The organism is Streptomyces sp. MGP-P1 (assembly GCF_057766565.1).
On the sequence record NZ_JBYMEM010000005.1, the window covers coordinates 1,184,756 to 1,208,351 of the forward strand.

Here is a 23,596-nt window from a genome sequence, read left to right on the forward strand (position 1 = left end):
GGCGGGGTGCGGACCGGCCCGACCTCCCGGCCTGGCAGCAGGAAACCGATGCCGACGTTTTTGACGCCATCGAGAAGGGGTAGCCGCCCCCGCCGTGGCGGGGGGCTCGGGGAACCGGGAGTCCAGCGTTGTGTACCGGCCCTACCCCCGTCCCACCACCACCCCCGCCCGGTCGATGCAGATCACGTCCACCTCCACCGGCGCGCCCCGTAGGACGGACAGCGCTTCGTCGCGGGCCCGGGCGGCGACCAGGTCGCCGAGGGGGACGCCCGCCGCTTCGCAGAGGCGCAGGGCCTCCAGGCCCGTGTTGGCGGTGGTGATCCGGGAAGCCAGTTCCTCGTTCGCCCCGCCCGTCCGGGCCAGGTCGGCCAGGAAGGGCTTGTCGACCTGGGAGCGGGCCGAGTGCAGGTCCAGGTGGCCCGCCGCCAGTTTGGAGAGCTTCGCGAAGCCGCCGCAGATGGTGAGGCGGGCGACGGGATGGCGGCGTACGTACTTGAGCACCGCGCCCGCGAAGTCGCCCATGTCCAGCAGCGCGATGTCCGGCAGGTCGTACTCCGACACCACCGTCTTCTCCGACGTCGAGCCCGTGCAGCCCGCCACATGGGTCAGGCCCGCCGCCCGCGCCACGTCCACTCCCCGGCGGATCGAGTCGATCCACGCCGAGCAGGAGTACGGGACCACCACCCCCGTCGTGCCAAGGATCGACAGGCCGCCCAGGATGCCGAGCCGGCCGTTCCACGTCGAGCGGGCGATCTCCTCGCCGTGGTCGACCGAGACCGTGATCTCCACGTCCCCCGTCCCGCCGTGCTCCGCCGCCACCCGCTCCACGTGCTCGCGCATCAGTCGGCGCGGGACCGGGTTCACCGCGGGCTCACCGACATCGAGGGGCAGCCCGGGGAGGGTGACCGTGCCCACGCCCGGGCCCGCCCGGAACACCACGCCGGAACCGGGCGGCAGTCTCCGTACCGTCGAGCGGACCAGCGCCCCGTGCGTCACGTCCGGGTCGTCGCCCGCGTCCTTCACCACTCCGGCCGTCGCCACCGCCTCCCCCGGCCCGGTCGTCAGCTCCTCCACCGCCAGCGCGAACGCCGGTGTCTGGCCCTTCGGCAGGGTGATGGTCACCGGGTCCGGGAAGTCGCCGGTCAGCAGTGCCGTGTACGCGGCCGTCGTCGCCGCCGTCGCACAGGCCCCGGTCGTCCAGCCGGGGCGCAGGCCGGTGTGTTTGAGTTGGGCACTGCGACCGCCCTGCGCCTCAGCGTTCACGAGAGAGTCCGTTCCGATGCCTGTGCTGCCTGTGCATGTTCTTGTTCTGGGGGGTACGACCGAGGCGCGCCGGCTGGCCGAGCACCTGGTCGCCCATGACCCGGGGGTTCGGGTCACCACCTCGCTCGCCGGGCGGGTCTCCGCTCCCCGGCTGCCGCCGGGCGACGTGCGCGTCGGCGGGTTCGGAGGGCCCGAGGGGCTCGCCGCCTGGGTGCGTGAGCACGGTGTGGACGCCGTCGTCGATGCCACCCACCCCTTCGCCGCGACCATGAGCCGGAACGCGGCCGAGGCCGCCGCTCGGGCCCATGTTCCTCTCCTCGCCCTCCGCCGGCCCGGCTGGGTCGCCCAGGACGGCGACCGCCGGCACACCGCCGGAACGCTCGCCGAGGCCGCCGAGCTGCTGCCCGCACTCGGCGAGCGGGTCTTCCTCACCACCGGGCGGATGGGACTCGCCGCCTTCGCCGGCCTGGACGACCTGTGGTTCCTCGTACGGTCCGTCGACGCGCCGGAGCCGCCCTGCCCGGCCCGGATGGAGGTGCTGCTCGACCGGGGGCCGTTCGATCTCCGCGGGGAGCGGGAGCTGCTCCGCCGCCATCGGATCGACGTGCTCGTCACCAAGGACAGCGGCGGGGACGCCACCGCCCCCAAGCTCACCGCCGCCCGTGAAGCCGGGATTCCCGTCGTCGTCGTCCGGCGGCCACCAGTACCGGACGGGGTGCCGGTGGCCGCGACGCCCGACGAGGCCCTCCAGTGGGTACGGAAGCTCTACGCCTCCGGATAGCGGCGCGGCGTCCACACGATGGACCGGCCGGCGCCGGAACCGCCCCGCTCGACCCACCGGGTCTGCGACGAGCCCACGATCAGCAGCGTCCGCATGTCCACCTCCGCCGGGTCGACGTCGGCCAGCCGCACCGTCCGTACGCTCTCCGCCGGGCCGCCCACATCGCGCGCCAGCACCACCGGGGTGTCCGGCGAGCGGTGCTCCAGGAGCAGGTCGCGGGCCTTGCCGACCTGCCACGTACGGGACTTGGAGCCTGGGTTGTACAGGGCCAGCACCAGGTCCGCCGAGGCCGCCGCGCGCAGGCGCTCCGCGATGACCTCCCACGGCTTGAGCCGGTCCGAGAGGGAGATCGTGGCGTAGTCGTGGCCCAGGGGCGCACCCGCGCGGGCCGCCGCCGCGTTGGCCGCGGTGACCCCGGGGAGGACGCGCACGGGGATGTCCGCGTACGCGTCCTGCGAGGCCACCTCCAGCACCGCCGTCGCCATCGCGAAGACCCCGGGGTCGCCGCCCGAGACCACCGCGACCCGGTGGCCCCGCCGCGCCAGGTCCAGGGCGAACTCGGCGCGCTCCGACTCAACCTTGTTGTCCGAGCCGTGCCGCGCCTGACCGGGACGGACCGGCACCCGGTCCAGATAGGTCGTGTAGCCGACCACGGCGTCGGCGGCGGCGAGCGCTCCCCGGGTCTGGGGCGTCAGCCACAGCGGGCCCGCCGGTCCTGTGCCCACGACCACGACCTCGCCGTCGGCCTTACCGGACGGACGCGGCGCGTCGACGCGGCTCGGCAGCACCGCCACCGAGAAGTACGGGACGGACGCCGGGTCGATGTCCGCCAGGTCGCCCGTGCGCTCCCCGGCCATCGTCGCCCGCTCCACGTACCGGGCCTCCGCCAGCCTCCCCGACGCCTCGAACGCCCCGCGCACCGCCGGGAACGTACGCCCCAGCTTCATCACCACGGCCGTGTCCGTGGCGGCGAGACGGGCCGTCAACTCCTCCTCCGGGAGGGTGCCGGGGAGGATCGTGAGGATCTCCTCGCCCTCGACCAGGGGGGTGCCGAGGCGGGCCGCCGCCGCGCTGACGGAGGTGACGCCGGGGATGACCTCGGTGGTGTAGCGGTCGGCCAGGCGCTTGTGCATGTGCATGTACGAGCCGTAGAACATCGGGTCGCCCTCGGCGAGCACCGCGACCGTCAGGCCCGCGTCCAGGTGCGCCGCGAGACGGGCCGCTGCCTTCTCGTAGAACTCCTCCAGCGCGCCCCGGTAGCCGCCCGGGTGGTCCGTGGTCTCCGTCGTGACGGGGTAGACCAGGGCCTCCTCGATGTGGTCGGGCCGCAGGTGCGCCGCCGCGATGGACCGGGCGATCGAGCGGCCGTGCCGGGCGCTGTGGTACGCGACGACGTCGGCCTCGCCGATGGCCTGGACGGCCCGCAGCGTCATCAGGTTCGGGTCGCCGGGGCCGAGCCCGACACCGTAGAGCCTGCCGGTACTGGTGTCTTTCACCGGAGAAGTCACTATTCTTCCTCGCTCGCGATGGCGTTGATCGCCGCCGCCGCTATCGCGCTGCCGCCGCGCCGGCCGCGCACGATCAGGTGCTCCAGGCCCGACGGGTGCTCGGCCAGCGCCTCCTTGGACTCCATCGCGCCGACGAAGCCGACCGGGACGCCGATGACGGCGGCCGGGCGCGGGGCGCCCTCCTCGATCATCTCCAGGAGCCGGAACAGGGCGGTCGGGGCGTTGCCGACCGCGACCACCGCCCCCTCCATCCGGTCCCGCCACAACTCCAGGGCCGCCGCGCTGCGCGTGGTCCCCATCCTCGCGGCCAGCTCCGGCACGGACGGGTCCGACAGCGTGCACACCACGTCGTTGTCCGCGGGCAGCCGCTTGCGGGTGACCCCGCTGGCCACCATCGCCACGTCGCAGAGGATCGGCGCGCCGGACCGCAGGGCCGCACGGGCGTCGGCCACGGCGTTCGGCGAGAAGGCGAGGTCCGTTACGAGGTCGACCATGCCGCAGGCGTGGATCATCCGGACGGCGACCTGGCTCACGTCGGCGGGCAGCCCGGCCAGATCCGCCTCCGCGCGGATGGTGGCGAAGGACTGGCGGTAGATCGCCGGTCCGTCCTTCTCGTACTGGTGCACAGTGCTGTCGCTTTCTTCTGCCGGTGTAGCCGGTATGGGGGAGGGGAGAGGGCTCAGGCGCGGGCCGCGGCCACCGCCGCGGCGAGTGCCGCCGGGTCGTTCCGGACCGCCGCCCGGGGGGCACGGTGTTCGCCCCGAACGTGCGAGATCCGGTGCCCGTCGGGCGTGACGACCACGTCGATCCACTCCCCGTGGGGGTGGCCGCAGCGGCGTTCGCACCCGGACCAGTACACAGGGAGCCGCCCGACCGGTCCGACAGCGGCCCCCGCTTCGGCCCGCACGTCGGACAGCGACTTCGCGCAGCCGGGGTGGCCGATGCAGGCGCCGACGCCGGTCCACGGGGAGTCCGGGCCGGTGATCAGCCCGGCCGCCGCCAGCGTGTCCAGCGCCTCCGCCGCGGGCCCGGACTGCCCGGAGGGCCTGGACTGCCCGGAGGGTCCGGGCTGCCCGAAGGTGCCGGGGATGATGATCCCGCGCCACGGGGTGAGCCGCAGCTCGTTCCCGTACCGCCGGGCCGTTTCGGTGAGCAGCCGCCACTGGGCGGGGGCGAGGCGGCCCAGCGGCACGCCGACGCTGATCGCGGTCACGGTCGCTCTCGCTGCCGCTGCCTCTGCCGGGGGCGCTGTCGTGGGCGTGCTGGTGTCCGGTGCGGTGACCGGGCCCGGGGCCGGAACCTTCGGCGCCCCGGGCGTGGGCGGTGAACAGCCGGGCCCGCCGCCGCCCCGATGGTGCGGACCAGCGCGGCGCGTACGTCCTCGGGCAGGTCCTTCACCCGCCACGCGCCGGAGTCCCGGGCGGCGCGGAGGAACGCCTCGGCAACCAGGAGCGCGGCGCGCGGGCCGTCCGCCGCCGGCAGCCGGAACACCTCGTCGGCGGCTCCGACCCGCAGGAGGCAGTGGCCGCCCTCCGCGATCAGCGTCACGTCCGCGCCCAGCGCGTCCACGTCGCCGCGGCCCGCGTCGAGGGCGAAGAGGAAGCGGCCGGAGAGCGCGGCGGCGGCGGCCGACCCGCACACCAGGCCGTCCAGCTCGGACAACCAGCCGCCGAGCGAGGGTGATCCGTCGAGTCCGGCGAGCGGCGAGGCCACGATGTTGCGGGCCCGCTCGTGCGCGGCGGACGGCAGCAGCCCGGCGGCGCCGAGCAGTTCGGCCGGCCCGCCGCCGCACTCCGCGTCGAGGCCGCGCAGCTGGACGTTGCCCCGCGAGGTGAGATGCAGCTCACCGTCCCCGAACCGGCGGGCCACCGCGAGCAGCGCGTCCGCCCGGTCCGCGCTCAGCACCCCGCCGGGGACGCGTACCCGGGCCAGCGCACCGTCGTCGGCCCGGTGCAGCCGCAGCGTCCCCGGGCAGGCGTCGCCGCCGTCGCGGGGGGATGCGCCGCCCGTGGAAAGGGGCGAGGGGGCGGGATCGGGCATGGCGGCGAGCATACCGACCGGGCCGGTCCCGTCGAGGGGATCGCTCCTGTGACCTGCGGGACAGCGGGTGAGGCCGATCCGTGGGAACGGGGGGGCGGGACAGAACTGCGGGGCCGGTCTGCGGGGTCGGCTTGCGGGGTCGGCCTGCGGGACCGGCCTGCGGGGCAGACCTCCGGGACCGGTCTGCGGGACCGGTCTGCGGGACCGGCCTGCGGGACCGGCCTGCGGGACCGGCCTCCAGTCCAGACCTGCGGGACCGGTCTGCGGGACCGGCCTCCGGGACCGACCTCCGGGACACGCCTCCACGCCAGACCTGCACGGCGGACACCAACAGGCTCGACCCGATGCTCAGCGGGGTACGGACAGCCGCCGTGCCCGTGCGCGGTGATCACCACCGCACCCCCGCCCCCTGCCCTTGAACCGCCCTGCGGTGATCACCGCCGCACCCCCGCCCCCTGCCCTTGAACCGCCCCGCCGCTTAGGATGCAGGCGGTGGTCCGTTCAGGCCGCCATCGCCAGACGGCGACAGGGGAGGAAGCCCGGTGAGATTCCGGCGCGGTCCCGCCACTGTGAGCACGGCCGCCACCACCGGCCGGGCGAGTCAGGAACTCCCTTTCCCGAGCGCCCGGTTCTTGAGCCGGGCGCAGCGCCCGGCCTCCGAGCCGGACGTGGGGAGACCCTCCGACACCGCCCGGGGCGTGGACACCCCGAGGAAGGCCTGACGCAGCATGATCCTGCTCCTGTCGACGTCCGACACCGACCTCCTGAGCGCCCGCGCTTCCGAGGGACCCGTCAGCTACCGGTACGCCAACCCCTCCCGCGTCTCCCTCGACGGACTGCCGGACCTCCTGGACGGCGTCGACCTCGTCGTCGTACGCCTCCTCGGCGGCGTCCGGGCCTGGCAGGAAGGGCTCGACGCGGTGCTGGCCACCGGCCGCCCCGTCGTCGTGCTGACCGGTGAGCAGGCCCCCGACGCCCAGTTGATGGCCGCCTCCACCGTGCCGATCGGCATTGCCGCCGAGGCGCACGCCTACCTCGCGCACGGCGGGCCCGCCAACCTGGAACAGCTGGCCCGGTTCCTCTCCGACACCGTGCTGCTGACCGGCCACGGCTTCGAGCCGCCCGCCCCGGCCCCCGCGTGGGGGCCGCTGGAGCGGGAGGCCCGTGAGGTGGCCGAGGGTGCGCCGACGGTCGCCGTCCTCTACTACCGCGCCCACCACATGAGCGGGAACACCGCGTTCATCGACGCGCTGTGCACCGCCGTGGAGGACGCCGGGGCCCGGCCGCTCCCGCTGTACGTCGCCTCCCTCCGTACGCCGGAGGCCGAGCTGATCGACGCGCTCCGCGCCGCCGACGCCATCGTGACCACCGTCCTCGCGGCGGGCGGCACCAAGCCCGCCGAGGCGTCGGCCGGCGGCGACGACGAGTCGTGGGATGCGGGCGCCCTCACCGGGCTCGACGTGCCGATCCTCCAGGCGCTCTGCCTCACCAGCCCGCGCAGCGCCTGGGAGGAGAACGACGAGGGCGTCTCCCCCCTGGACGCGGCCACCCAGATCGCGGTGCCGGAGTTCGACGGCCGGCTGATCACCGTCCCCTTCTCCTTCAAGGAGATCGACGAGGACGGGCTTCCGGCGTACGTCGCCGACGCCGAGCGGGCGGCCCGGGTCGCCGGGATCGCCGTACGGCACGCGAAGCTGCGGAACATCCCGAACGCGGAGAAGCGCATCGCGCTCGTGCTCTCCGCCTACCCGACCAAGCACTCCCGGATCGGTAACGCGGTCGGGCTCGACACGCCCGCCAGTGCCGTCGCCCTGCTGCGACGGCTGCGTGCCGAGGGGTACGACTTCGGCCCGGAGGCCGACATTCCGGGGCTGGTCTCCGGTGACGGCGACGAGCTGATCTACGCGCTGATCGAGGCGGGCGGCCACGACCAGGAGTGGCTGACCGACGAGCAGTTGGCCAAGAACCCGGTCCGTATCCCGGCCGCCGACTACCGCCGCTGGTTTGCCACCCTCCCCGAGGAGCTGCGCCTCGCCGTGGAGCGGCACTGGGGCCCGGCCCCCGGCGAGATGTTCGTCGACCGGTCCGCCAACCCGGAGGGCGACATCGTCCTCGCGGCCCTGCGGCGCGGCAACCTCCTCATCCTCATCCAGCCGCCGCGCGGCTTCGGCGAGAACCCGATCGCGATCTACCACGACCCCGATCTGCCGCCCTCGCACCACTACCTGGCCGCCTACCGCTGGATCGCCGCCTCCGCCGACGACAACGGCTTCGGCGCGGACGCCATGATCCATCTCGGCAAGCACGGGAACCTGGAGTGGCTGCCCGGCAAGAACGCGGGTCTGTCGGCCGCCTGCGGTCCCGACGCCGCCCTCGGCGACCTGCCGCTGATCTACCCGTTCCTGGTCAACGACCCGGGCGAGGGCACGCAGGCCAAGCGCCGCGTCCACGCCACGCTGATCGACCACCTCGTGCCGCCGATGGCCCGCGCCGACAGCTACGGCGACATCGCCAGGCTTGAGCAACTCCTCGACGAGCACGCCCAGATCGCCGCGATGGACCCGGCGAAGCTGCCCGCGATCCGCGCGCAGATCTGGACGCTGATCCAGGCCGCGAAGCTCGACCACGACCTCGGCCTGGAGGACCGGCCGGAGGACGAGGGCTTCGACGACTTCATCATGCATCTCGACGGCTGGCTCTGCGAGATCAAGGACGTCCAGATCCGCGACGGGCTCCACGTGCTGGGCAACCCGCCCGCCGGGAACGACCGGGTCAACCTGGTGCTCGCCGTGCTCCGCGCCCGGCAGATCTGGGGCGGCACGGCCTCGCTGCCGGGGCTGCGCGAGGCGCTCGGCCTCGACGAGTCGGCCGCCACCCGCACCGCCGCCGACACCATCGAGGAGCAGGCCCGCGCGCTCGTCCAGGCGATGGACGACGCCGACTGGGACCCGGCCGCCGTGGCGTCCGTCGCCGCCGGGCTGCCGGACGCGGTCGCCGACATCCTCACCTTCGCGGCCACCGAGGTCGTCCCGCGCATGGCGGCCACGACCGACGAACTCACGCACGCAGTGCACGCGTTGAACGGCGGCTTCGTCCCCGCCGGCCCGTCCGGCTCCCCCCTGCGCGGCCTGGTCAACGTCCTCCCCACCGGCCGGAACTTCTACTCGGTCGACCCGAAGGCCGTCCCCTCCAAGCTCGCCTGGGAGACCGGCCAGGCGCTCGCCGACTCGCTCCTCACCCGCTACCGCACCGACAACGGCGACTGGCCCACCTCGGTCGGCCTCTCCCTCTGGGGAACCAGTGCCATGCGCACGGCGGGCGACGACATCGCCGAGGCGTTCGCGCTGCTCGGCATCCGCCCCGTCTGGGACGACGCCTCCCGCCGCGTGACGGGCCTGGAACCCATCCCGTACGAGGAGTTGGGCCGTCCCCGTATCGACGTGACGCTGCGCATCTCGGGCTTCTTCCGCGACGCGTTCCCGCACACGGTCGGGCTGCTCGACGACGCCGTACGGCTGGCCGCCTCGCTGGACGAGCCCGCCGAGCAGAACTACGTACGGGCGCACACCCAGGCCGACCTGGCCGAGCACGGCGACGAACGCCGGGCCACCACCCGGATCTTCGGCTCCCGCCCCGGCACCTACGGCGCGGGCCTCCTCCAGCTCATCGACTCCCGCGACTGGCGCACCGACGCCGACCTCGCCGAGGTCTACACGGTCTGGGGCGGCTACGCCTACGGCCGCGAACTGGACGGCCGCCCGGCCCGCGAGGAGATGGAGAGCGCCTACAAGCGCATCGAGGTCGCCGCCAAGAACACCGACACCCGCGAGCACGACATCGCGGACTCCGACGACTACTTCCAGTACCACGGCGGCATGGTGGCCACCGTGCGCGCGCTCAAGGGCAAGGCCCCGGAGGCGTACATCGGGGACTCCACCCGTCCCGAGACCGTCCGCACGCGGACGCTCGTCGAGGAGACGTCCCGCGTCTTCCGCGCCCGGGTCGTCAACCCCAAGTGGATCGAGGCGATGCGCCGCCACGGCTACAAGGGCGCGTTCGAGCTGGCGGCCACCGTCGACTACCTCTTCGGGTACGACGCCACGACCGGCGTCGTCGCCGACTGGATGTACGACAAGCTCACCGAGACGTACGTCCTGGACCCGGAGAACCGGCGGTTCCTCCAGGAGGCCAACCCCTGGGCCCTGCACGGCATCGCGGAACGCCTCCTGGAGGCCGAGTCGCGCGGCATGTGGGCCAAGCCCGACCCGGCGGTGCTGGACGCGCTGCGCCAGGTGTACCTGGAGACGGAAGGGAACCTGGAGGGCGAGGACTGACCCCGGCGTATTTCTTCCGCCGCCCCCTGCCCCGGATCGCCCCCGACCGGCACAATCACGGTCATGGGGACCATGGGGCAGGGGCCGGCCGGGCAGGACGCGCTTGAGGTCAACGAGCGTGCGGCGCCCGGGAGTTCGGCTGTGCGCAGGATTCTCGAAGCCCTGCGCCTGACGGTCGTGTCGGGGGTGATCGGCGCGGCGATCGCGGCCGTCGTGGTCGGCGCGATCCTGGAGGAGCTGCCCGTCGTCCTCACCGGGGTCGGGGGCCTGGTCCTCGTCGTGCTGATCGCCGCCGTCGCCGGGCGGTGGGCGCCGGGCCCCGGCACGCCGCCGGTCACCCGGACCGCCCTCGCCCGGATCGAGGACCTGCGGGCCACGAGCGGCGAATCGGCGAACGTACCGGTGGACTTCCGGCTGACCGTGGCGCCGGAACCGGAGGACGGCCGGCCGGCGTACCGGGTGAACATCGACGAGCGCATCAACCTGGTCGACCTCCCCGTCTACCGGCCGCGCTCCATCGCCGTCGTGGAGTACCGCCCGGACGAGCCCTGGGAGGTGCGGATCGTCACCCGCCCGACCCGGGAGTGGAGCCGCCGGGCCGAGGAGGCGGAGATCGACTCCGCGCCCGAGTCCACGCTGGTGGAGAAGCCGGGGCCCGGCGAGAGCTCCTGGTGCGGGCTGATGCTCATCATGTTCCTGGCGGGTGCGGCGCTGGTGGTGCTCCTCTTCCGGGGCGAGCTGTTCACCTCCGACGACGACACGGGACCTTCCTCGAAGCAGCCCTCCGCCACGTCGTCCGCCTCCTCCTCCCGGACGTTCTCCTCGTCCACCACCGTCTCCGGCCCCTCCTCCTCGCTGTTGGTCCTCGGGCGGATGCGGGAGACGGCCACGGAGCTGGAGGCCCGCGTGGGGACCTCGGAGGTCACCGCGATCACCATCGAGGAACGCCGCATGAGGATCCGCGGCGACGCCGCCCGCCCGGCCGCCGAGACGATCCACGTCCAGCTGCTCCCGTACGAGCTGTTCCCCACGCTGGTCCACGAGGCCCGCACGACCCTGGGCGTACGCGAACCGAAGAGCTGGCGCATCGACGTGACGCCCGGGGCCGGGACGGGAGAGGGACCTCGGGTCCGGGTCACGGTGACCGGCGAGGAGGGCACCGCCCACCTGGACGCGGACGGGACGGGCCGGGTCGTGGACCGGCGGCCGGTGGGAGAGGCGAAGAAGGGCGGTTGAGCGGGGCCGCCGGGCGACCCGACCCGACCTGACCCGACCCTCCGACTCGGTCAGGGCCCGCCACCACCCGGCCGGAGCGGCACGGACCCGGACTGCGGGCCCTGCCGCTGACCTTCTCCCGCACCAGGCCGTGGCCCTGACCTCGCTACCGGTCGGCCACGCGGTCCAGGACGTTCTCGGCCAGCCCTTTGAACTCCCTGTAGCAGGTCTGTACGTACTTCTGGGTGCTGCCGAGCGCGCCGTCCGCGGCTTTGAGTTCGAACATCGGCTTCCTCGCGTCGTGTGCGAGAGGCATCAGGCTGCGGTAGTTGCGCAGTGTCGCGATGTGATGGAGAGCGTCTTGGGACGAAGGGTCCTTCGCGTTCAGCACGGCGGAGGAGTAGACGTGCGGAATGCGCCCGAGCCAGCGCTCGTAGGCTTTCACGGGGCGGTCCAGACGCATCTCCGGCTGCATGATCACGTATCCCAGCGGTGTCATCTCCGCCGGGGGCGCCGAGATCCCCGCCGGCACCTGGGGCAGGACGACCTGACGCCAGTTGTGCCGCCACTCCCGGAGCGTCGGCCCCAGGTTGCTGAGTCCCTTGAGGGAGAACAGATCGGCGGCGAGCGGCATCAGCACGCTGTCGGCGGCGATCAACGCCGCGCGGTTGATGGCGCCGAGGTTGGGGCCGACGTCGATGAGCACGATATCGGCCTCCACGGACGCGGCGGCGTGCTCGATCATGCGGTGGAACGCGGTGGTGGTCCGGATCGCGGCGATGTCCCCGGCGAACGACTTGAACCACTCGTTCGAGAGCTTGTCCTCGAATCGGCTCAGGTCCAGGCTCCCGGGAAGCAGCCACAGCCCGGGCTTCAGCAGGACCGGCTCCACCAGGGCGACATCGCCCGTGCCCTCCAGGATGGGCCGTACCGCGTCGGCGACGGTCCGGCCCTCACGGATACGTCCCGTGCCGTTCAGTTTCGCCGGTACGAGGCCTTGGGCGATCAGTTCCGAGGGGTTCGACCACAGGTCCTCGATCTCGCTCTCGTCCAGGCACACGGACGTCAGGTTGGCCTGCGGATCGAGGTCCACGGCCAGGACGTTCCGGCCGAGGCGGCCCATCATGTGCGCCAGGTGATAGGCGAGGGTGGTCTTGCCGACGCCCCCCTTGTTGTTGAAAAGCGCGATCGATGTCGCGGTCATACGACCCTCCTGAGGGTCACGGCCCAGGACGAGTCGTCCACCTGGAACTCGGCGGGCGGATTTCCGTTGCGCTCCAGGGCCGCCCGCACCCTGCCGATGCCCCGGCCGAAGCGGTTGACGTAACCGAGCCCCTTCAAGGCGGCTGCGAGCGACGGGTTGCGGTAGTCCGTCACCAGATCGAAGTTGTCGTCCCGTACCTGGCCGAACGGCCCGCCCGGATTGGTCACCTCGATGCGGTCGTCGAACCAGACGATGCGGGTCGGGGCGTAGGAGGTCTCGTAGTTCCGGTGCATCAGGGCGTTCATGCAGATCTCCCGCAGTGCTTCCAGCGGGTAGTCCGGTTGCGGGGTCTCCCGAAAGCCGTCTCCGACGATCCGGGTCCTCAGATTGCTGCGCAGGAGAGGTTCGAGCCGGGCAGCCGTGCCGATCAGATTCTGCCGCAACTCCTGCTCGTCGGCGACGGGCGCGTCGAGGTCGACCCCTTCGTACCGCACGAACTGGACGTACGCACCCGGGATGCTGCTGGACGGGTCGAGCCCGAGGGCCAGCAGGCCGAGTGCGGTGGGGGTGCCGTCCGGCGTGGCGAGATGGCAAGAGGCCAGCTGGACATCGAGCGGGCGGCCGTTCTCCTCGATCACCTCGGGATCGACCATGGAAGGCAGATAAGAACGCTGGAACAGATCGAGGTCCAGATCGTCGCGCGTCGCGCGGGCCACGGGCCGGACGTCGAACGGCCCGTCCCCCGACCGGCGGCGCTCGGACAGCACGCGTTCGTCCTCTCGCCCGGCCCGTCGGGTGGTGGGTCCCGGCCGGACCCAGACCACGCCGTCGCACCGTACGGGCGGCGCGGCCGAGGCTTCCACGCGCAGGTGCACGACCGGCTTGCCCTTGTAGCAGGCTACGCGGACGGTGAGCGACGGCCGGTCGAGAATGCGGCCGTCGTCCCGGAGGTCGGTCAGGGCCAGCAGCGCGCGATCGCTCGTGTCGACATCGTCCACCGGATCTCCGGCGTCGTTCACGCCCACAAGGATGTCACCGCCCCCATGGCCACAGAGGTCGTTGGCCATGGCGCACACGGCCGTGGCGATGGCGTCACCGCGCTTGCCTTCCCGCTTCGCCGTGCGCTTGAACTCCAGCGTCGTGCTCTCGCGGGTGCCCAGAACTTCGGCCAGATCATCGTTGCTCACAGTGCGCATCCTCTCAGTTCCCGGCGGGCCGGACAGTGGAAGCGCGGGTGCCCGCCGGGGGCCCCGGAGTGGGGGCAGCGGGTGAAGCGCGCGACGGGCCGCCGGAAGGAGGAGCCCTTCTGCGCGGAGAGCTCCAACTGCTTCCGCCTGGGTACCGACGCCGACGGCAACGCCTGCACAGCGGTCGTCGGGCAGGAGAGGGCCTACCGGACGGACACCCGGGAGGCGCTGAGCACCCTCCTCCGGGGCATCAGGGCAGGGAAGGTCCACCACGTGCTGTAGTGCTCGCTCGTTTCGCTCCCGACCGGCTCCCCGGGCCGACGTGAGCCGTTGCTCCGCGACCCGAAAATCGCCTGGAAAGAGACGCCCCCGGCCGGGCAGAGTGGGCGGATGACGACCCCCGCCCGCGCGTTCCTGCCCGGACTCGACCTGTCCCGGATCCTCTACGAGGAGGCCGTGCGGCCGTTCCTCGACGCGGAGTACCCCGGACTGCGGTACGCCGCCGCCCGGATCGGCTCCGGCTCCGAGGTGCTCGGCTTCGACACCGCCCGATCGGCGGACCATGAATGGGGCCCGCGCCTGGACCTGTTCCTGGAACCGGCCGATGCCGCCGCGCACGGGGAGCGGCTGCGCCGCCTGCTCGCCGAGAGGCTGCCCAAGCAGGTGCGCGGCTGGCCGACGCACTTCCGGCACGCCGACCCGGACGACCCGGTCGGGCACATGGAGCTGACGGACGGCCCGGTCCACCACCGCGTCCTCGTCGCCGACGTCGGCGGGTGGCTGCACGATCGGCTCGGCCTCCGCCCCGGCCCCGGCGGGGAGCCCTCCGCGCCGGCGGTCCGCGACTGGCTGGCCATGCCGCAGCAGAGGCTGGCGGAGACCACGGGCGGCGCGTTGTTCCACGACGGCGTCGGCACGCTGACCCGGGTGCGGCGGGAGCTGGCCTGGTATCCGGACGAGGTGTGGCGCTATCTGCTGGCCTGCCAGTGGCAGCGGATCTCCCAGGAGGAGGCGTTCGTCGGACGCTGCGCCGAGGTGGGGGACGAGCTGGGGTCCGCCGTGGTCGCGGGGCGGCTCGTGCGGGACCTGATGCGCCTGTGCCTGCTCCTCGCCCGGGAGTACGCGCCGTACGGCAAGTGGCTGGGGAGCGCCTTCGCCCGGCTGCCCGGGGCCGACGAGCTGCTGCCCGCCCTGCGGGGGGCCGTCACGGCCACGGACCACCCGGCACGCGAAGGGCACCTCTGCGACGCGTACGAGGCCGTGGCCGCGCTCCAGAACCGCTCGGGCCTGGCGGAGGCGGTGGACCCCGGGCGGCGGCCGTACCACGGCCGCCCGTTCCAGGTGCTGCACGCCGAGCGCTTCGCCCACGCCCTGGCCCGGACCATCACCGACCCGGAACTGCGGGCCCTGCCGCTGACCGGGAGCGTGGACCAGTGGGCCGACAGCACGGACTTCCTCGGGCGGCAGGGGCCCGTGCGGGCAGCGGTCGACGTGCTCGGCGGCTGACGGGGGCCCGCGCCACCGGACGGCGGTCAGGTGAGAGCGATCACCAGGAGAAAGCCGATGACGACCGCCGCGATCACGACGAGGGTGCCCACGAACCAGTTCTCCCAGGGGAAATCCGGCCGCTGGGAGCTTTTGTCCCTTTCCGGGAGGGGTGGCTGCACCGCCTTCGGCGCGGGTGTCGCCGGCCGCACCGTCGGCATCGGCGCCACCTTCGGCGGCGGTGTGCTGGACGACGCCGATGCGTACGGGGACGGGAGAGGCACCGGCGGCTCGGCGGGGGCCGGCACACCGGCGGGCGGCACGGGGTGCTGGGTCCGTGCCGGTGCGGACGCGGGTACGGGTACGGGTACGGACGCGGGGCGCGCGAGGAGGTCCGTCACGACCTGCTGCCACAGCTGCGGGGGCAGGTCGGGGGCCCGGCCGCCCGGGGGCGTGACCAGGATGCGGCGCAGCCACTCCATACCCGTGTCGCGACCGTCCTTCAGGACGATGTTGAACAGCGGCCGGAGATCGGGGGCCCGGAGGGGGTCCCGTACCAGCGGGGCGACGGCCCAGGAGAAGAGATCGGCCGCCCGCTTCCGCATCTCCGGGGCGGACGGGCCGTCCGCCCCGGACCGGCCGGGCCGGAAGTACAGGTTGTGCCGCAGCACTTCGGTGCAGAGCGCGTGTGCGGTCGCTTCGTCGCGGGACCGCTGTCGCCCCGCGTCGGCCAGTTCGGCCAGGACGAGATCGCGCGAGGCCCACGGCAGCCCGTCGGCGGTCAGGAGGGTCAGCAGCGCGGTGTCCAGGAGGTCCCGGAGCCGGGCGGCCAGCCGAGCGGACTGGGCGGCGTCGACGCGTTGGTGGACCAGCAACTCCTGGTGCAGGCGCTGCAGTTCCTGCTCGCGACGCGCCTCCCGGTCCTGGCGCGCGTACGGATCCTCCGGTGGTTCCTGGCGCGCGTGCCGGCCTTCCTGCGGTTCCTGGCGCGCGTACGGGTTCTCCTGTGGTTCCTGGCGGGCGTACGGGTCTTCCCGCGGTTCCGGGCGCGGGTACCGGTCCCCCTGTGGTTCCCGGCGCGCGTAGGGGTCCTCCCGTGGTTCCCGGCGCGCATACGGGTCTTCCTGCGGTTCCCGGCTCGCGTACCGGTCCTCCTGCGGTTCCCGGCGCGCGTACGGGTCTTCGCGCCGGGGTTCGGTCGCGTACGGGTCCTCCTGCCGGGGTTCGATCGCGTACCGGTCCTCCTCCCGGTCTTCGCGCCCGTACCGGTCCTCCTCGCGCACCCGGCGGTGGCGGTCCCCCTCCTCCGGTGCCGGTGCGAGGGCGGGGGCGTGCCGGGCGTTCAGCATGCGGCGCAGGGCCTCGCGCCGTTCCTGCCGGGGCAGGCGGGCCCCGGAGAGGAGCTCGCCGGTCAGATGGGGCACGCCCGGAGCCGCGCCGGGGCGGTCGAGCACGTACTCGACCAGCTCCTTCGCCGCGGCCATCTCGACGTCCCCCTCGGCGGGCAGCCGCAGCCGGACGCGGGCCAGCGACCGGGCCCCCGTCGCCTGGGACGACCACTCGGGCACACAGGTCAGGCGCAACGCGTGGGTGTCCACCGTGTCGTACGTGGCGTAGCTCCACTCCGTGCCGAACCAGTCGCCGAACACCGACAGCAGCCCCAGGTACAGCAGGGGGGCCCTGTTCTGGCGCGGCCAGCCGGGCAGCTCGTGTTCCGCGGCGAGGAGTGAGAGCCGGCGGGAGGGGTCGCGCAGCCACTCGGCGGTCACCACCATCAACGGCTTCTTCACCGTGGGGAGTTTGTCGAGCATGTCGGGCAGCCGCTCGGCCGCCGTCGCCCGCAGCCGGGCCCCGTCCAGCGTCGGCAGGCCCCCGGCGGCGTTCTCCGCGACGGCGCTGTCGCTCCAGGCGGTGCCGCCCAGAGCCAGGCAGCGCAGCGGTGTCAGGGCGTCCGCGTCGCCGAACACCGCGTGGCAGGCCGTGCTGGGCCGGCCGCCCCGGTCCAGGGTGGGCCACCGCTGGAGGAGCACGGTCCCGACGGCCCGGGAGGAGACCCGGACGCTGCTCGGGCGGGGCGCGGGGCCGGGGCCCGGCACCCAGAGCAGGGGGCCCAGCTCGCGGCGGAGGGACTCCGCGCGCTCGGCGGAGCAGGAGTGGGCCACCGCCGCCATCCCCGTACTGGAGCGGCCCTGGTTCCCGTCCCAGCGGAAGACCACCTGGTCGAGTCGGCCGCCCGGGCCGCTCTTCTCGCGCCGATCGAGGGCGTCGTTCACTGCGCTTCCCTTCCCACGCCGAATGATGCGGCGCCCCCGGGCGCCTCGATGATCCCGTGCATCGCCAGCAGCGACACCAGGGGTTCCAGCACCCGGCGCGGCCCCGCGCCCGCCGGGTAGCGGCCCTGGCTCTCCTGGCCCCCGGTCGCGGACGCGATGTGCAGGGTGCAGCGGCGGAACGCGTCGAAGGGCCGCAGCCAGGCCTGTCCGGCGTGCTGCCGCAGCAGCGCGTAGACGTCCCCGCTCTCCTCCCGGAACTGGTCCGGGCCGAGCGCGGCGGGCGGCGGCTCGCCCAGCCACCGGTCGACCGGCGGCTGGAACCGGAGCAGGTCGGACTTGCCGAGCACCATCGCCGCCGGGGTCTCCAGATAGGGGCCCCGGCGCGGCAGCCGGTCCAGGACCGTGCCGAATGCCGCGTCGCCGTCCCGGTCCACCTCGGTGCCCCAGCGCTCGCGCACCCCGTCGAGCTGCGGCAGGGGCAGCGCGAGCGCCGGGTCGACGACGAAGACCAGGGCGTCGATGCCGAGCAGGAAGCGCAGCGCCCCGTCGGTACGGACGAGGTCCTCGCCGCCGAGGTCGAAGAAGGCGACCGGGCGCACCCGCCCGCGCGCGTCGGTGAGCAGCAGCGACTCGACGAACCGGGCGAAGCCGTCCAGGCCGACCCCGCTCGTGTGGTCGAGCACCTTGCCGCTGCGCAACGGCTGCACCCGCTCACGGACGAAGCGGGCGTGCTGTTCCGGGTTGACGGACTGCCAGCCCACCCCGTACCGCTCCAGGCCGCCGTCGGTGATCTCGGCGATCATCTGGGTCAGCAGATGGCTCTTCCCCGTGCTGGACTGGCCGATCATGGCGACCGTCAGCGGGCGGCCGTGGGTGAGGTAGGGCACCGGGATGTGGTGCTCCGGGAAGTCCGGGTCGGCCGTGCACTGCTGGACCGCGCCCCGCATCACGTCCTCGCGCCGCACCGGGTTGCCGATACGGGAGAGGTCCAGGGGCCGGTACTGCATCTGGTCGTCCGTCACGAACAGGTTGCCGAGGTCGAGTTGGATGCCTTCCAGGCAGTAGGGGCAGAGCACCTCCCCGGGGGCCCGGTCCTCGGGTGTGCCGTCCGCCGGGTCCTCCGGGGGAGCGGGTGTCCGCCGCTTGGCGTCCAACGCCCGGTCGAACGCCTCCTGGTGCGGGCGGGAACCGTCCGCCGGGGTCGAGGGCCCCAGCCGCCGCACCTCCTCGGGGGCCAGCAGCTCCAACAGGGCCCCGGGAGCGGGGCGTCCGGCCGCCGTGGGGGCGAAAGCGCGGGGCAGCGTCCCGGCGAGCACCCGGTGCTGGTCGAGGTCGGCGGGGGCGCGGTCGGCGGGGCCGGGCCGGCCGGTCACGAGCTGGTAGAGCACCTGGGCGGCGCTCCACACCGCGTCCCGGGGGTCGACGTGGCCCTCGCCCCGGTGCTGCTCGGGCGAGGCGAACGGGGCCCGGCCCCACGGAGTCCGGGGCCGTCCGGCCCGGGCGACGCCCTCGAGGCCCCAGAGCTGCACCGACGTACCGTCCCAGAACACCGTCGCGGGGGAGATCCCGCGCGCCACGAGACCCTGGCTGTCCAGCAGACACAGGGCCAGCGTCAGATCCCGGGCGAACACCCGCTGGTCGGACGCGGACATCACATGGGTGCGTCCGACGGGGGCGCCGCGCGGGGCGGCGTACAGCAGGAACGGCTCGGCGGTGTCCAGCTCGTAGCCGATGACGGTGGGGAACAGAGAGGCGTACGGGGTGTTCTCCAGGGTCCGGTCGAGGCGCAGGGCGGTGCCCGCCTCGGTGTCCAGCAGGGTGCGGGCCGCCGGGTTGGCGGCGTCGGCCGTCGACAGGAACACCTGGACGCACTGCTGCCCCCGGTCGTCGAGCAGCCCGTTGCGGATGCGCTGGGGCAGCGCCGGGTCCCGCCGCGAGGCCGGGCCGAAGCGGGCCGGGGCGGTGCGTCGCCGCCCGGTGGGGTCGGTGAGGACGAGGTGGGGGCGCGGGGCCCCCGGTGGCCCGGACCGGCCCGGCGGGGTGGTGGTCACCACCGGTCGTCCTCCCTGAACTCGGCGTGGACGGAGGGCTCGGAGAGGCCGGCGTCGGTACGGGCGCTGCCGCCGGTGCTCTGCCGGGGCAGGACCGTGTCGACGACGCCCATCCGCAGCGGGGTGAGCCGGATCAGCCCCGCGTACCGCCCGGAGGAGGTCCACAGCGCCTCCTCGGGCGGCGGCGAGCCGCTCTTCCGCCAGGCGGCCTCGATCTCGCCCTGGAGGGTGCCCGGGGCGAACCGGATCCAGAGGGCGGCCTCCGGGTCGCGGCTGAGGAGGGCCCCCTGTTCGGGCGAGGACAACTGGACGACGGCCCCCCGGTCCGTCTCCCGGCCCACCAGCTCGGCGACCCGCAGCGAATCGGTGCCCAGCAGCCCCGCGGCCGTGGTGCGGGCCCGGTGGTCGGCCGGATACGGCGGCGGCGCCAGCACCCCGTAGCGCCACAGGTGGTGGCGGGCGGCGGACAGCAGTTCACGGACCCGCTCCTCGGTCCGCGCGAGCGCGAGCGCCCCGGCCTGGCCGCGTTCGACGGCGCCCCAGTAGGGGGCCATGGCGGCCATCGCGGTGTTGCGGAGGTCCCCGGCGAGGGTGGCGACCAGGTCCGGTCCGCCCTCACCGATCTCCCGGTCCAGCCAGCGCGGTGCGCGGTCGCCCTCGCCGCTCGCCCACGGGGCGTCGTCAGGACCGGCCGGATACGCGGCCGGGGAAGGCGTGCCGTACGGTCCGGGGCCCCCGCCGCCCCGGTCGCCGGCCCGGTCGGCCTCGTGATCGCCGTGCCGGTCCGGGGTGTTGTCCCAGGCGTAGGCGGCGGCCCAGTCGCCGTCGTCCGCGCCCTCGTCGCCGGCGTCGGACTCCGGGGTCTCCAGCGCGGAGGGCGCGGAGAGCCAGTCGTCGTCCTCGTAGGGACCGGCGCCGCCCGCCCCGGCCGGGGCGAGGGGCTCCGGTGCGGCCTGGGCGTCGGCGGCGGCGGCGGTCGCCCGCAGCATCCCGGCGACCGAACGCGCGGCGTCCGCGCAGTACAGCCGCTCCTCCGCCGCCCAGTGCTCGCGGACCAGCTCCGCCAGCAGGGTGTCGAGCCCGTCCAGCGCGGTGCGCAGCGCCGTCGTGCCGCGCCCGGCGGCCCAGGAGTCGGCGGCGTCCCGCCAGAGCCTGCGGACCGCCTCGGCGGTGAGACCGAGACCGACCAGCAGTCCGGTCCCGCCGAGCCAGAGCGGCGGGTCGGCGGCGTACGCGACCGCCGCCCCGGCCACCGCGCCGGCGACGGCGGCGATCCGGGGGCCCATCGGCCACCGGGCGGCGCGCCGGCCCGTGCGCAGCCGGTTCGCGCCCAGCAGCGCGACGACCACGAACAGCACCGGCACCAGCAGCGCCGCCAGGGCGGCGGGCCACTGCCACAGGCCGCCCAGCAGCCCCGCGGCGCCCGCCATGAGCAGCACCGCGCCCGGGGTGCGGGGCGGCGCGGCGTACTCGGTGGCGGAGCCGCGGGTCACCGACTCCTCGGAGTGGTCGGCGAGCCGGTGCAGCAGCGCGGTGCCTGGCACCGGCTCGACCCGGCCGGCCAGCGCGGTGAAGTGCTGGGCCACCGAACGCAGCGCGAGCCCGTCGCCCAGCAGCCTGCCCGCCAGCTCGCGAAGCCCCTCGCCGACGCGTTCCCCCGCACTGTCGGCCGTCGGCACCCGCAGCCCGAGCGCGCCGAGCCGGGCGGCGGCCTCCGCGGTGGGCGCCGCCGCTCCGCCGCCGCCCTGGAGGGCCCGTTCCACCAGGGCGCGGAACCCGCCCAGATCCTCGCGGGCCTGGTGGAGATCCGCCTCCAGGGCATCGCGCCGGGCCGGGTGCAGCAGGCCGGGGAAGGACCGCAGTGCGACGAGGTCCTCGTCCGCGCGGTCCAGGGACTCCGCGCACGTGCGGTGCGCGAGGTTCGCCGGGCCGTCCGGCCGCCGGTGCCCGTGGCCCCGGCCGTCCCGCCCCGTCACGAGTGCGCGCAGCGGTTCGGGCAGCTGGGAGTCCGGGACGGTGTCGACCGGGTCGCCCGCGCCGCTGTCCTCACCCGCGAACCGGGTCAGCGCGTCCCGCCAGGCCCGGTCCCTGACCTCCGTCGGGAGGTCCTGCTCCAGCAGCCGTACCCCGGGGGCGGCGACGGAGTCGGGCAGCTTCCGCAGCCCCTCCAGGACCCGGACGAAGACGTCCGGGACCGACAGGAGGTCCACCAGCACGGCCAGCGCCGCGGGGTCGTCCGGCTCCGGCCGGTCCAGGGCGGTACGGGCGGAACGCAGATCACCGGCCCACACCAGGCCGGTCGTGGCCGCCCGCAGGGTCGTGGGCCGCACCAGCCGGCGGTCGGGGAGGTACGCCTCCACCCCGCCGGCGTACGAACCGGGGGAGCTGCCCACCAGCAGCACCAGGATGCGGGTCTCGCCCACCGCCCGGTAGCCGGAGAGCAGTTCGTACTGGAGCTGGTGGTCGGTCAGACCGGCCGGGGTGTCGATGACCAGGAACAACGGGTAGTCCGGTTCCGGCAGTCCGGCCCGGCCCAGCTGCTCGGCCACCCGGTCGCGCACGGCCTGCGGGGTCGCCAGGGCCGCGGCCCCGGCGCGCAGGTCGAGACGGACCACGGCGGTGGTGTCCTCGGGAGAGGTCACTGCGGGCCCCCGTTCCGGCGCCCGGCGTCGCCCTCGTCGTCCGTGCCCCAGCCGTCGCCGTCCCAGCCGCCCGCGGCCGGCCGGCGGACCGGCGGCCTGTCCTGCTCGCCGAACCCGTCGGCGGCGCTGTCACCCCTGCCATCGATGCTCCGTGCGCCGGCGCCCCTGCCCTCGGCGTCCCTTCCATCGATGCCCCTGCCACCGACGTCCCTGGCACCGGCGTTCCTGCCACCGGCGTCCCGTGCGCCGGCGGGCTCGCCCCCGCCGAACCGGTCGCCGTCGGACCGGGAGGCGGTGTACCGGTCCTCGTCGGGCCGGGAATCGGTGTACCTCTCGTCTCCCGACCGGGAGCCGGTGTACCGGTCGTCGTCGTCGAACCGGGCGTCGCCGGAGGAGTCGGTGAACCGGGCGTCACCCGCCCGCGACTCCGGGTACGAGTCGGTGAACCGCTCGTCGCGGGGCCGCTCGTCCGCGAACCGCTCGTCCCGGCGTCCTTCGCCCCGGGCCGGCCGGTCCTCCTCGCGCGAGGAGTCCGGCCTGTACCGCTCCTCCCCGTACCGGGCGCCTGTGGGCCGGGCGTCCGAGTGCCGGGCGTCCGAGTGCCGGCCCGCGCCGGCGTACCGCTCCTCCGCGTCGTACGGAGCCGAGAGGTGAGCCGAGCGCGGACCGGGCAGGGTGTCGTCGACCAGCCGTTCGTCGGTGCTCGGGGTCGAGGTGCCCCAGTCCTCGTCGTCCTCCACGACGCGCCGTCGCTCCGGCGCGGGCCGGGCGGGGGCGCCTTCGGGACGCCGCCGCGTGCGTACTCCAGCAGCGAGCGCAACGTGGGCTGGATCGCCTTCTTGTCGCCGAACTCCATGTCCAGGGCCGCGGGCAGGGTCTCCGCCCAGAACTCCCACAGCGGCCGGATCCAGCCGTCCACGCGCTGGCCGCCGAGTTCCCGGCGCTCCCCCAGGAGCTCCAGCTGGCGCGGGGCGATGCGCTCGACGAGCTCGACGAACATCGGGTGCGGTTCGGTGCCCGCCCGCCCGACCCCGAGGGGCTGAGCGCTCATCAGCTTGCTGCAGTAGTCCTCCACGGTCCGCTCGTCGTCCAGCACCGTCCAGCGTTCGTAGGAGCGCAGCAGCTCCGACCAGCTGGAGATGGAGCCGGGGAAGTCCCCGAGCCGCAGCCGTACGCCCGGGACGCTCGCCCCCTTCTCCGGGAACAGCCGCAGCCGCACCCGGGTGGGCGAGGCGGTGTCGCCGTCCAGGACGTCGACCTGGCCGTTCCACATGCAGCACAGCAGGCGGTGCAGGATCGTGCGCCGGTCCTCCTCGCTGCTGACCATCCAGTCGTCCTCGAACCCGAGGCGCTGCCGCCAGCGCAGCACGTCGTGGGCCTGCTCGTCGTCCTTGGCCCTGGCCCACTGGCGCAGCACCTTGCGGGCCTCGGGCACCTGGGTGAGGCTCATCTCGCTGCGGAAGAGGACCACGGTGATCGAGTCGCTCTCCACGCCCCGGTACTCCACGGAGTTCTTCGCGTCGGACGGCAGCCGCAGCGCCTTGGAGAGGTACTCCTGCACCTCCTCCGCCGCCTGGACCCGCGGGTGGGTGACCAGGACCCGCAGCGGCCCG

General features: G+C 74.4%; 14 protein-coding genes, 1 pseudogene and 1 riboswitch. Of the genes and pseudogenes, 5 read left to right on the forward strand and 10 right to left on the reverse strand.

Features of this window, described 5'->3' with window-relative positions; genetic code table 11:
• Positions 1–141: 141 nt before the first annotated feature.
• Complete coding sequence (locus AC3CH1_RS14820) at positions 142–1,263, reverse strand: cobalt-precorrin-5B (C(1))-methyltransferase (protein ID WP_488463320.1); 1,122 nt, start codon at positions 1,261–1,263, stop codon at positions 142–144.
• Positions 1,264–1,279: 16 nt separating this feature from the next.
• Between AC3CH1_RS14820 and AC3CH1_RS14825 the strand changes: the two genes are divergently transcribed.
• Complete coding sequence (locus tag AC3CH1_RS14825) at positions 1,280–2,044, forward strand: cobalt-precorrin-6A reductase (RefSeq protein ID WP_488463321.1); 765 nt, start codon at positions 1,280–1,282, stop codon at positions 2,042–2,044.
• Here AC3CH1_RS14825 and AC3CH1_RS14830 read toward each other — a convergent pair.
• The 4 genes and pseudogenes from AC3CH1_RS14830 to AC3CH1_RS14845 all read right to left on the reverse strand — a co-directional run bounded on the left by AC3CH1_RS14830 (position 2,029) and on the right by AC3CH1_RS14845 (position 6,322).
• The gene (locus AC3CH1_RS14830) at positions 2,029–3,540 is read right to left on the reverse strand and encodes a precorrin-2 C(20)-methyltransferase (protein WP_488463322.1); all 1,512 of its coding nucleotides are present in this window, start codon (positions 3,538–3,540) and stop codon (positions 2,029–2,031) included. The two genes, AC3CH1_RS14825 and AC3CH1_RS14830, sit on opposite strands and share 16 nt — an antisense overlap.
• A gap of 11 nt (positions 3,541–3,551) precedes the next feature.
• Entirely contained in the window at positions 3,552–4,178 is a 627-nt protein-coding gene (locus AC3CH1_RS14835) for a precorrin-8X methylmutase (RefSeq protein WP_488463323.1), read from the reverse strand.
• Positions 4,179–4,231: 53 nt separating this feature from the next.
• Positions 4,232–5,604 (reverse strand): annotated as a pseudogene (locus AC3CH1_RS14840) (cobalamin biosynthesis protein CobG).
• A 519-nt stretch (positions 5,605–6,123) separates the two neighbouring features.
• Positions 6,124–6,203, forward strand: a riboswitch (cobalamin riboswitch).
• Positions 6,194–6,322 carry a hypothetical protein gene (locus tag AC3CH1_RS14845; RefSeq protein WP_488463324.1) on the reverse strand — a complete coding sequence of 43 codons (129 nt, stop codon included), beginning with the start codon at positions 6,320–6,322 and terminating at the stop codon, positions 6,194–6,196. Its footprint overlaps the riboswitch before it by 10 nt.
• Here AC3CH1_RS14845 and cobN point away from each other — a divergent pair.
• Positions 6,321–9,926, forward strand: coding sequence for a cobaltochelatase subunit CobN (gene cobN, locus AC3CH1_RS14850; protein WP_488463325.1), 3,606 nt, complete (start codon positions 6,321–6,323; stop codon positions 9,924–9,926). The genes AC3CH1_RS14845 and cobN overlap by 2 nt on opposite strands.
• A 63-nt stretch (positions 9,927–9,989) precedes the next feature.
• A complete protein-coding gene (locus tag AC3CH1_RS14855; RefSeq protein WP_488463326.1) occupies positions 9,990–11,162 on the forward strand; it encodes a hypothetical protein in 1,173 nt (390 codons plus the stop codon).
• 145 nt (positions 11,163–11,307) lie between these two features.
• Here the strand turns inward: AC3CH1_RS14855 and AC3CH1_RS14860 are convergent, their stop codons facing one another.
• Positions 11,308–12,345, reverse strand: coding sequence for a ParA family protein (locus AC3CH1_RS14860; RefSeq protein WP_488463327.1), 1,038 nt, complete (start codon positions 12,343–12,345; stop codon positions 11,308–11,310).
• Entirely contained in the window at positions 12,342–13,541 is a 1,200-nt protein-coding gene (locus AC3CH1_RS14865; protein ID WP_488463328.1) for an ATP-binding protein, read from the reverse strand. The genes AC3CH1_RS14860 and AC3CH1_RS14865 overlap by 4 nt, the downstream gene beginning before the upstream one ends.
• A 72-nt stretch (positions 13,542–13,613) precedes the next feature.
• Between AC3CH1_RS14865 and AC3CH1_RS14870 the strand changes: the two genes are divergently transcribed.
• Positions 13,614–13,814: a hypothetical protein gene (locus AC3CH1_RS14870; protein ID WP_488463329.1), complete on the forward strand. Its 201-nt coding sequence runs from the start codon at positions 13,614–13,616 to the stop codon at positions 13,812–13,814.
• A 108-nt stretch (positions 13,815–13,922) separates the two neighbouring features.
• Positions 13,923–15,038 (forward strand): DUF4037 domain-containing protein, encoded by a 1,116-nt coding sequence (locus AC3CH1_RS14875; protein WP_488463330.1) that lies wholly within the window; start codon positions 13,923–13,925, stop codon positions 15,036–15,038.
• Between the two features lie 26 nt (positions 15,039–15,064).
• Here AC3CH1_RS14875 and AC3CH1_RS14880 read toward each other — a convergent pair whose 3' ends face one another.
• The 3 genes from AC3CH1_RS14880 to AC3CH1_RS14890 are packed head-to-tail and all read right to left on the reverse strand — an operon-like array spanning position 15,065 to position 21,956.
• The gene (locus AC3CH1_RS14880; protein ID WP_488463331.1) at positions 15,065–17,290 is read right to left on the reverse strand and encodes a hypothetical protein; all 2,226 of its coding nucleotides are present in this window, start codon (positions 17,288–17,290) and stop codon (positions 15,065–15,067) included.
• Complete coding sequence (locus AC3CH1_RS14885) at positions 17,287–19,344, reverse strand: hypothetical protein (protein WP_488463332.1); 2,058 nt, start codon at positions 19,342–19,344, stop codon at positions 17,287–17,289. Before AC3CH1_RS14885 ends, AC3CH1_RS14880 begins: the two co-directional genes overlap by 4 nt.
• Positions 19,338–21,956, reverse strand: a complete 2,619-nt coding sequence (locus AC3CH1_RS14890; RefSeq protein ID WP_488463333.1) for a hypothetical protein — start codon at positions 21,954–21,956, stop codon at positions 19,338–19,340. The genes AC3CH1_RS14885 and AC3CH1_RS14890 overlap by 7 nt, the downstream gene beginning before the upstream one ends.
• Positions 21,957–23,596: the final 1,640 nt, after the last annotated feature.

What these genes read in the sequence shown, in the direction of transcription:
- AC3CH1_RS14860 (WP_488463327.1), bottom strand. Translation starts at nt 12,345, where the DNA reads ATGACCGCGACATCGATCGCGCTTTTCAACAACAAGGGGGGCGTCGGC.
- AC3CH1_RS14855 (WP_488463326.1), top strand. Translation starts at nt 9,990, where the DNA reads ATGGGGACCATGGGGCAGGGGCCGGCCGGGCAGGACGCGCTTGAGGTC.
- AC3CH1_RS14865 (WP_488463328.1), bottom strand. Translation starts at nt 13,541, where the DNA reads ATGCGCACTGTGAGCAACGATGATCTGGCCGAAGTTCTGGGCACCCGC.
- AC3CH1_RS14825 (WP_488463321.1), top strand. Translation starts at nt 1,280, where the DNA reads ATGCCTGTGCTGCCTGTGCATGTTCTTGTTCTGGGGGGTACGACCGAG.
- AC3CH1_RS14845 (WP_488463324.1), bottom strand. Translation starts at nt 6,322, where the DNA reads ATGCTGCGTCAGGCCTTCCTCGGGGTGTCCACGCCCCGGGCGGTGTCG.
- AC3CH1_RS14875 (WP_488463330.1), top strand. Translation starts at nt 13,923, where the DNA reads ATGACGACCCCCGCCCGCGCGTTCCTGCCCGGACTCGACCTGTCCCGG.
- cobN (WP_488463325.1), top strand. Translation starts at nt 6,321, where the DNA reads ATGATCCTGCTCCTGTCGACGTCCGACACCGACCTCCTGAGCGCCCGC.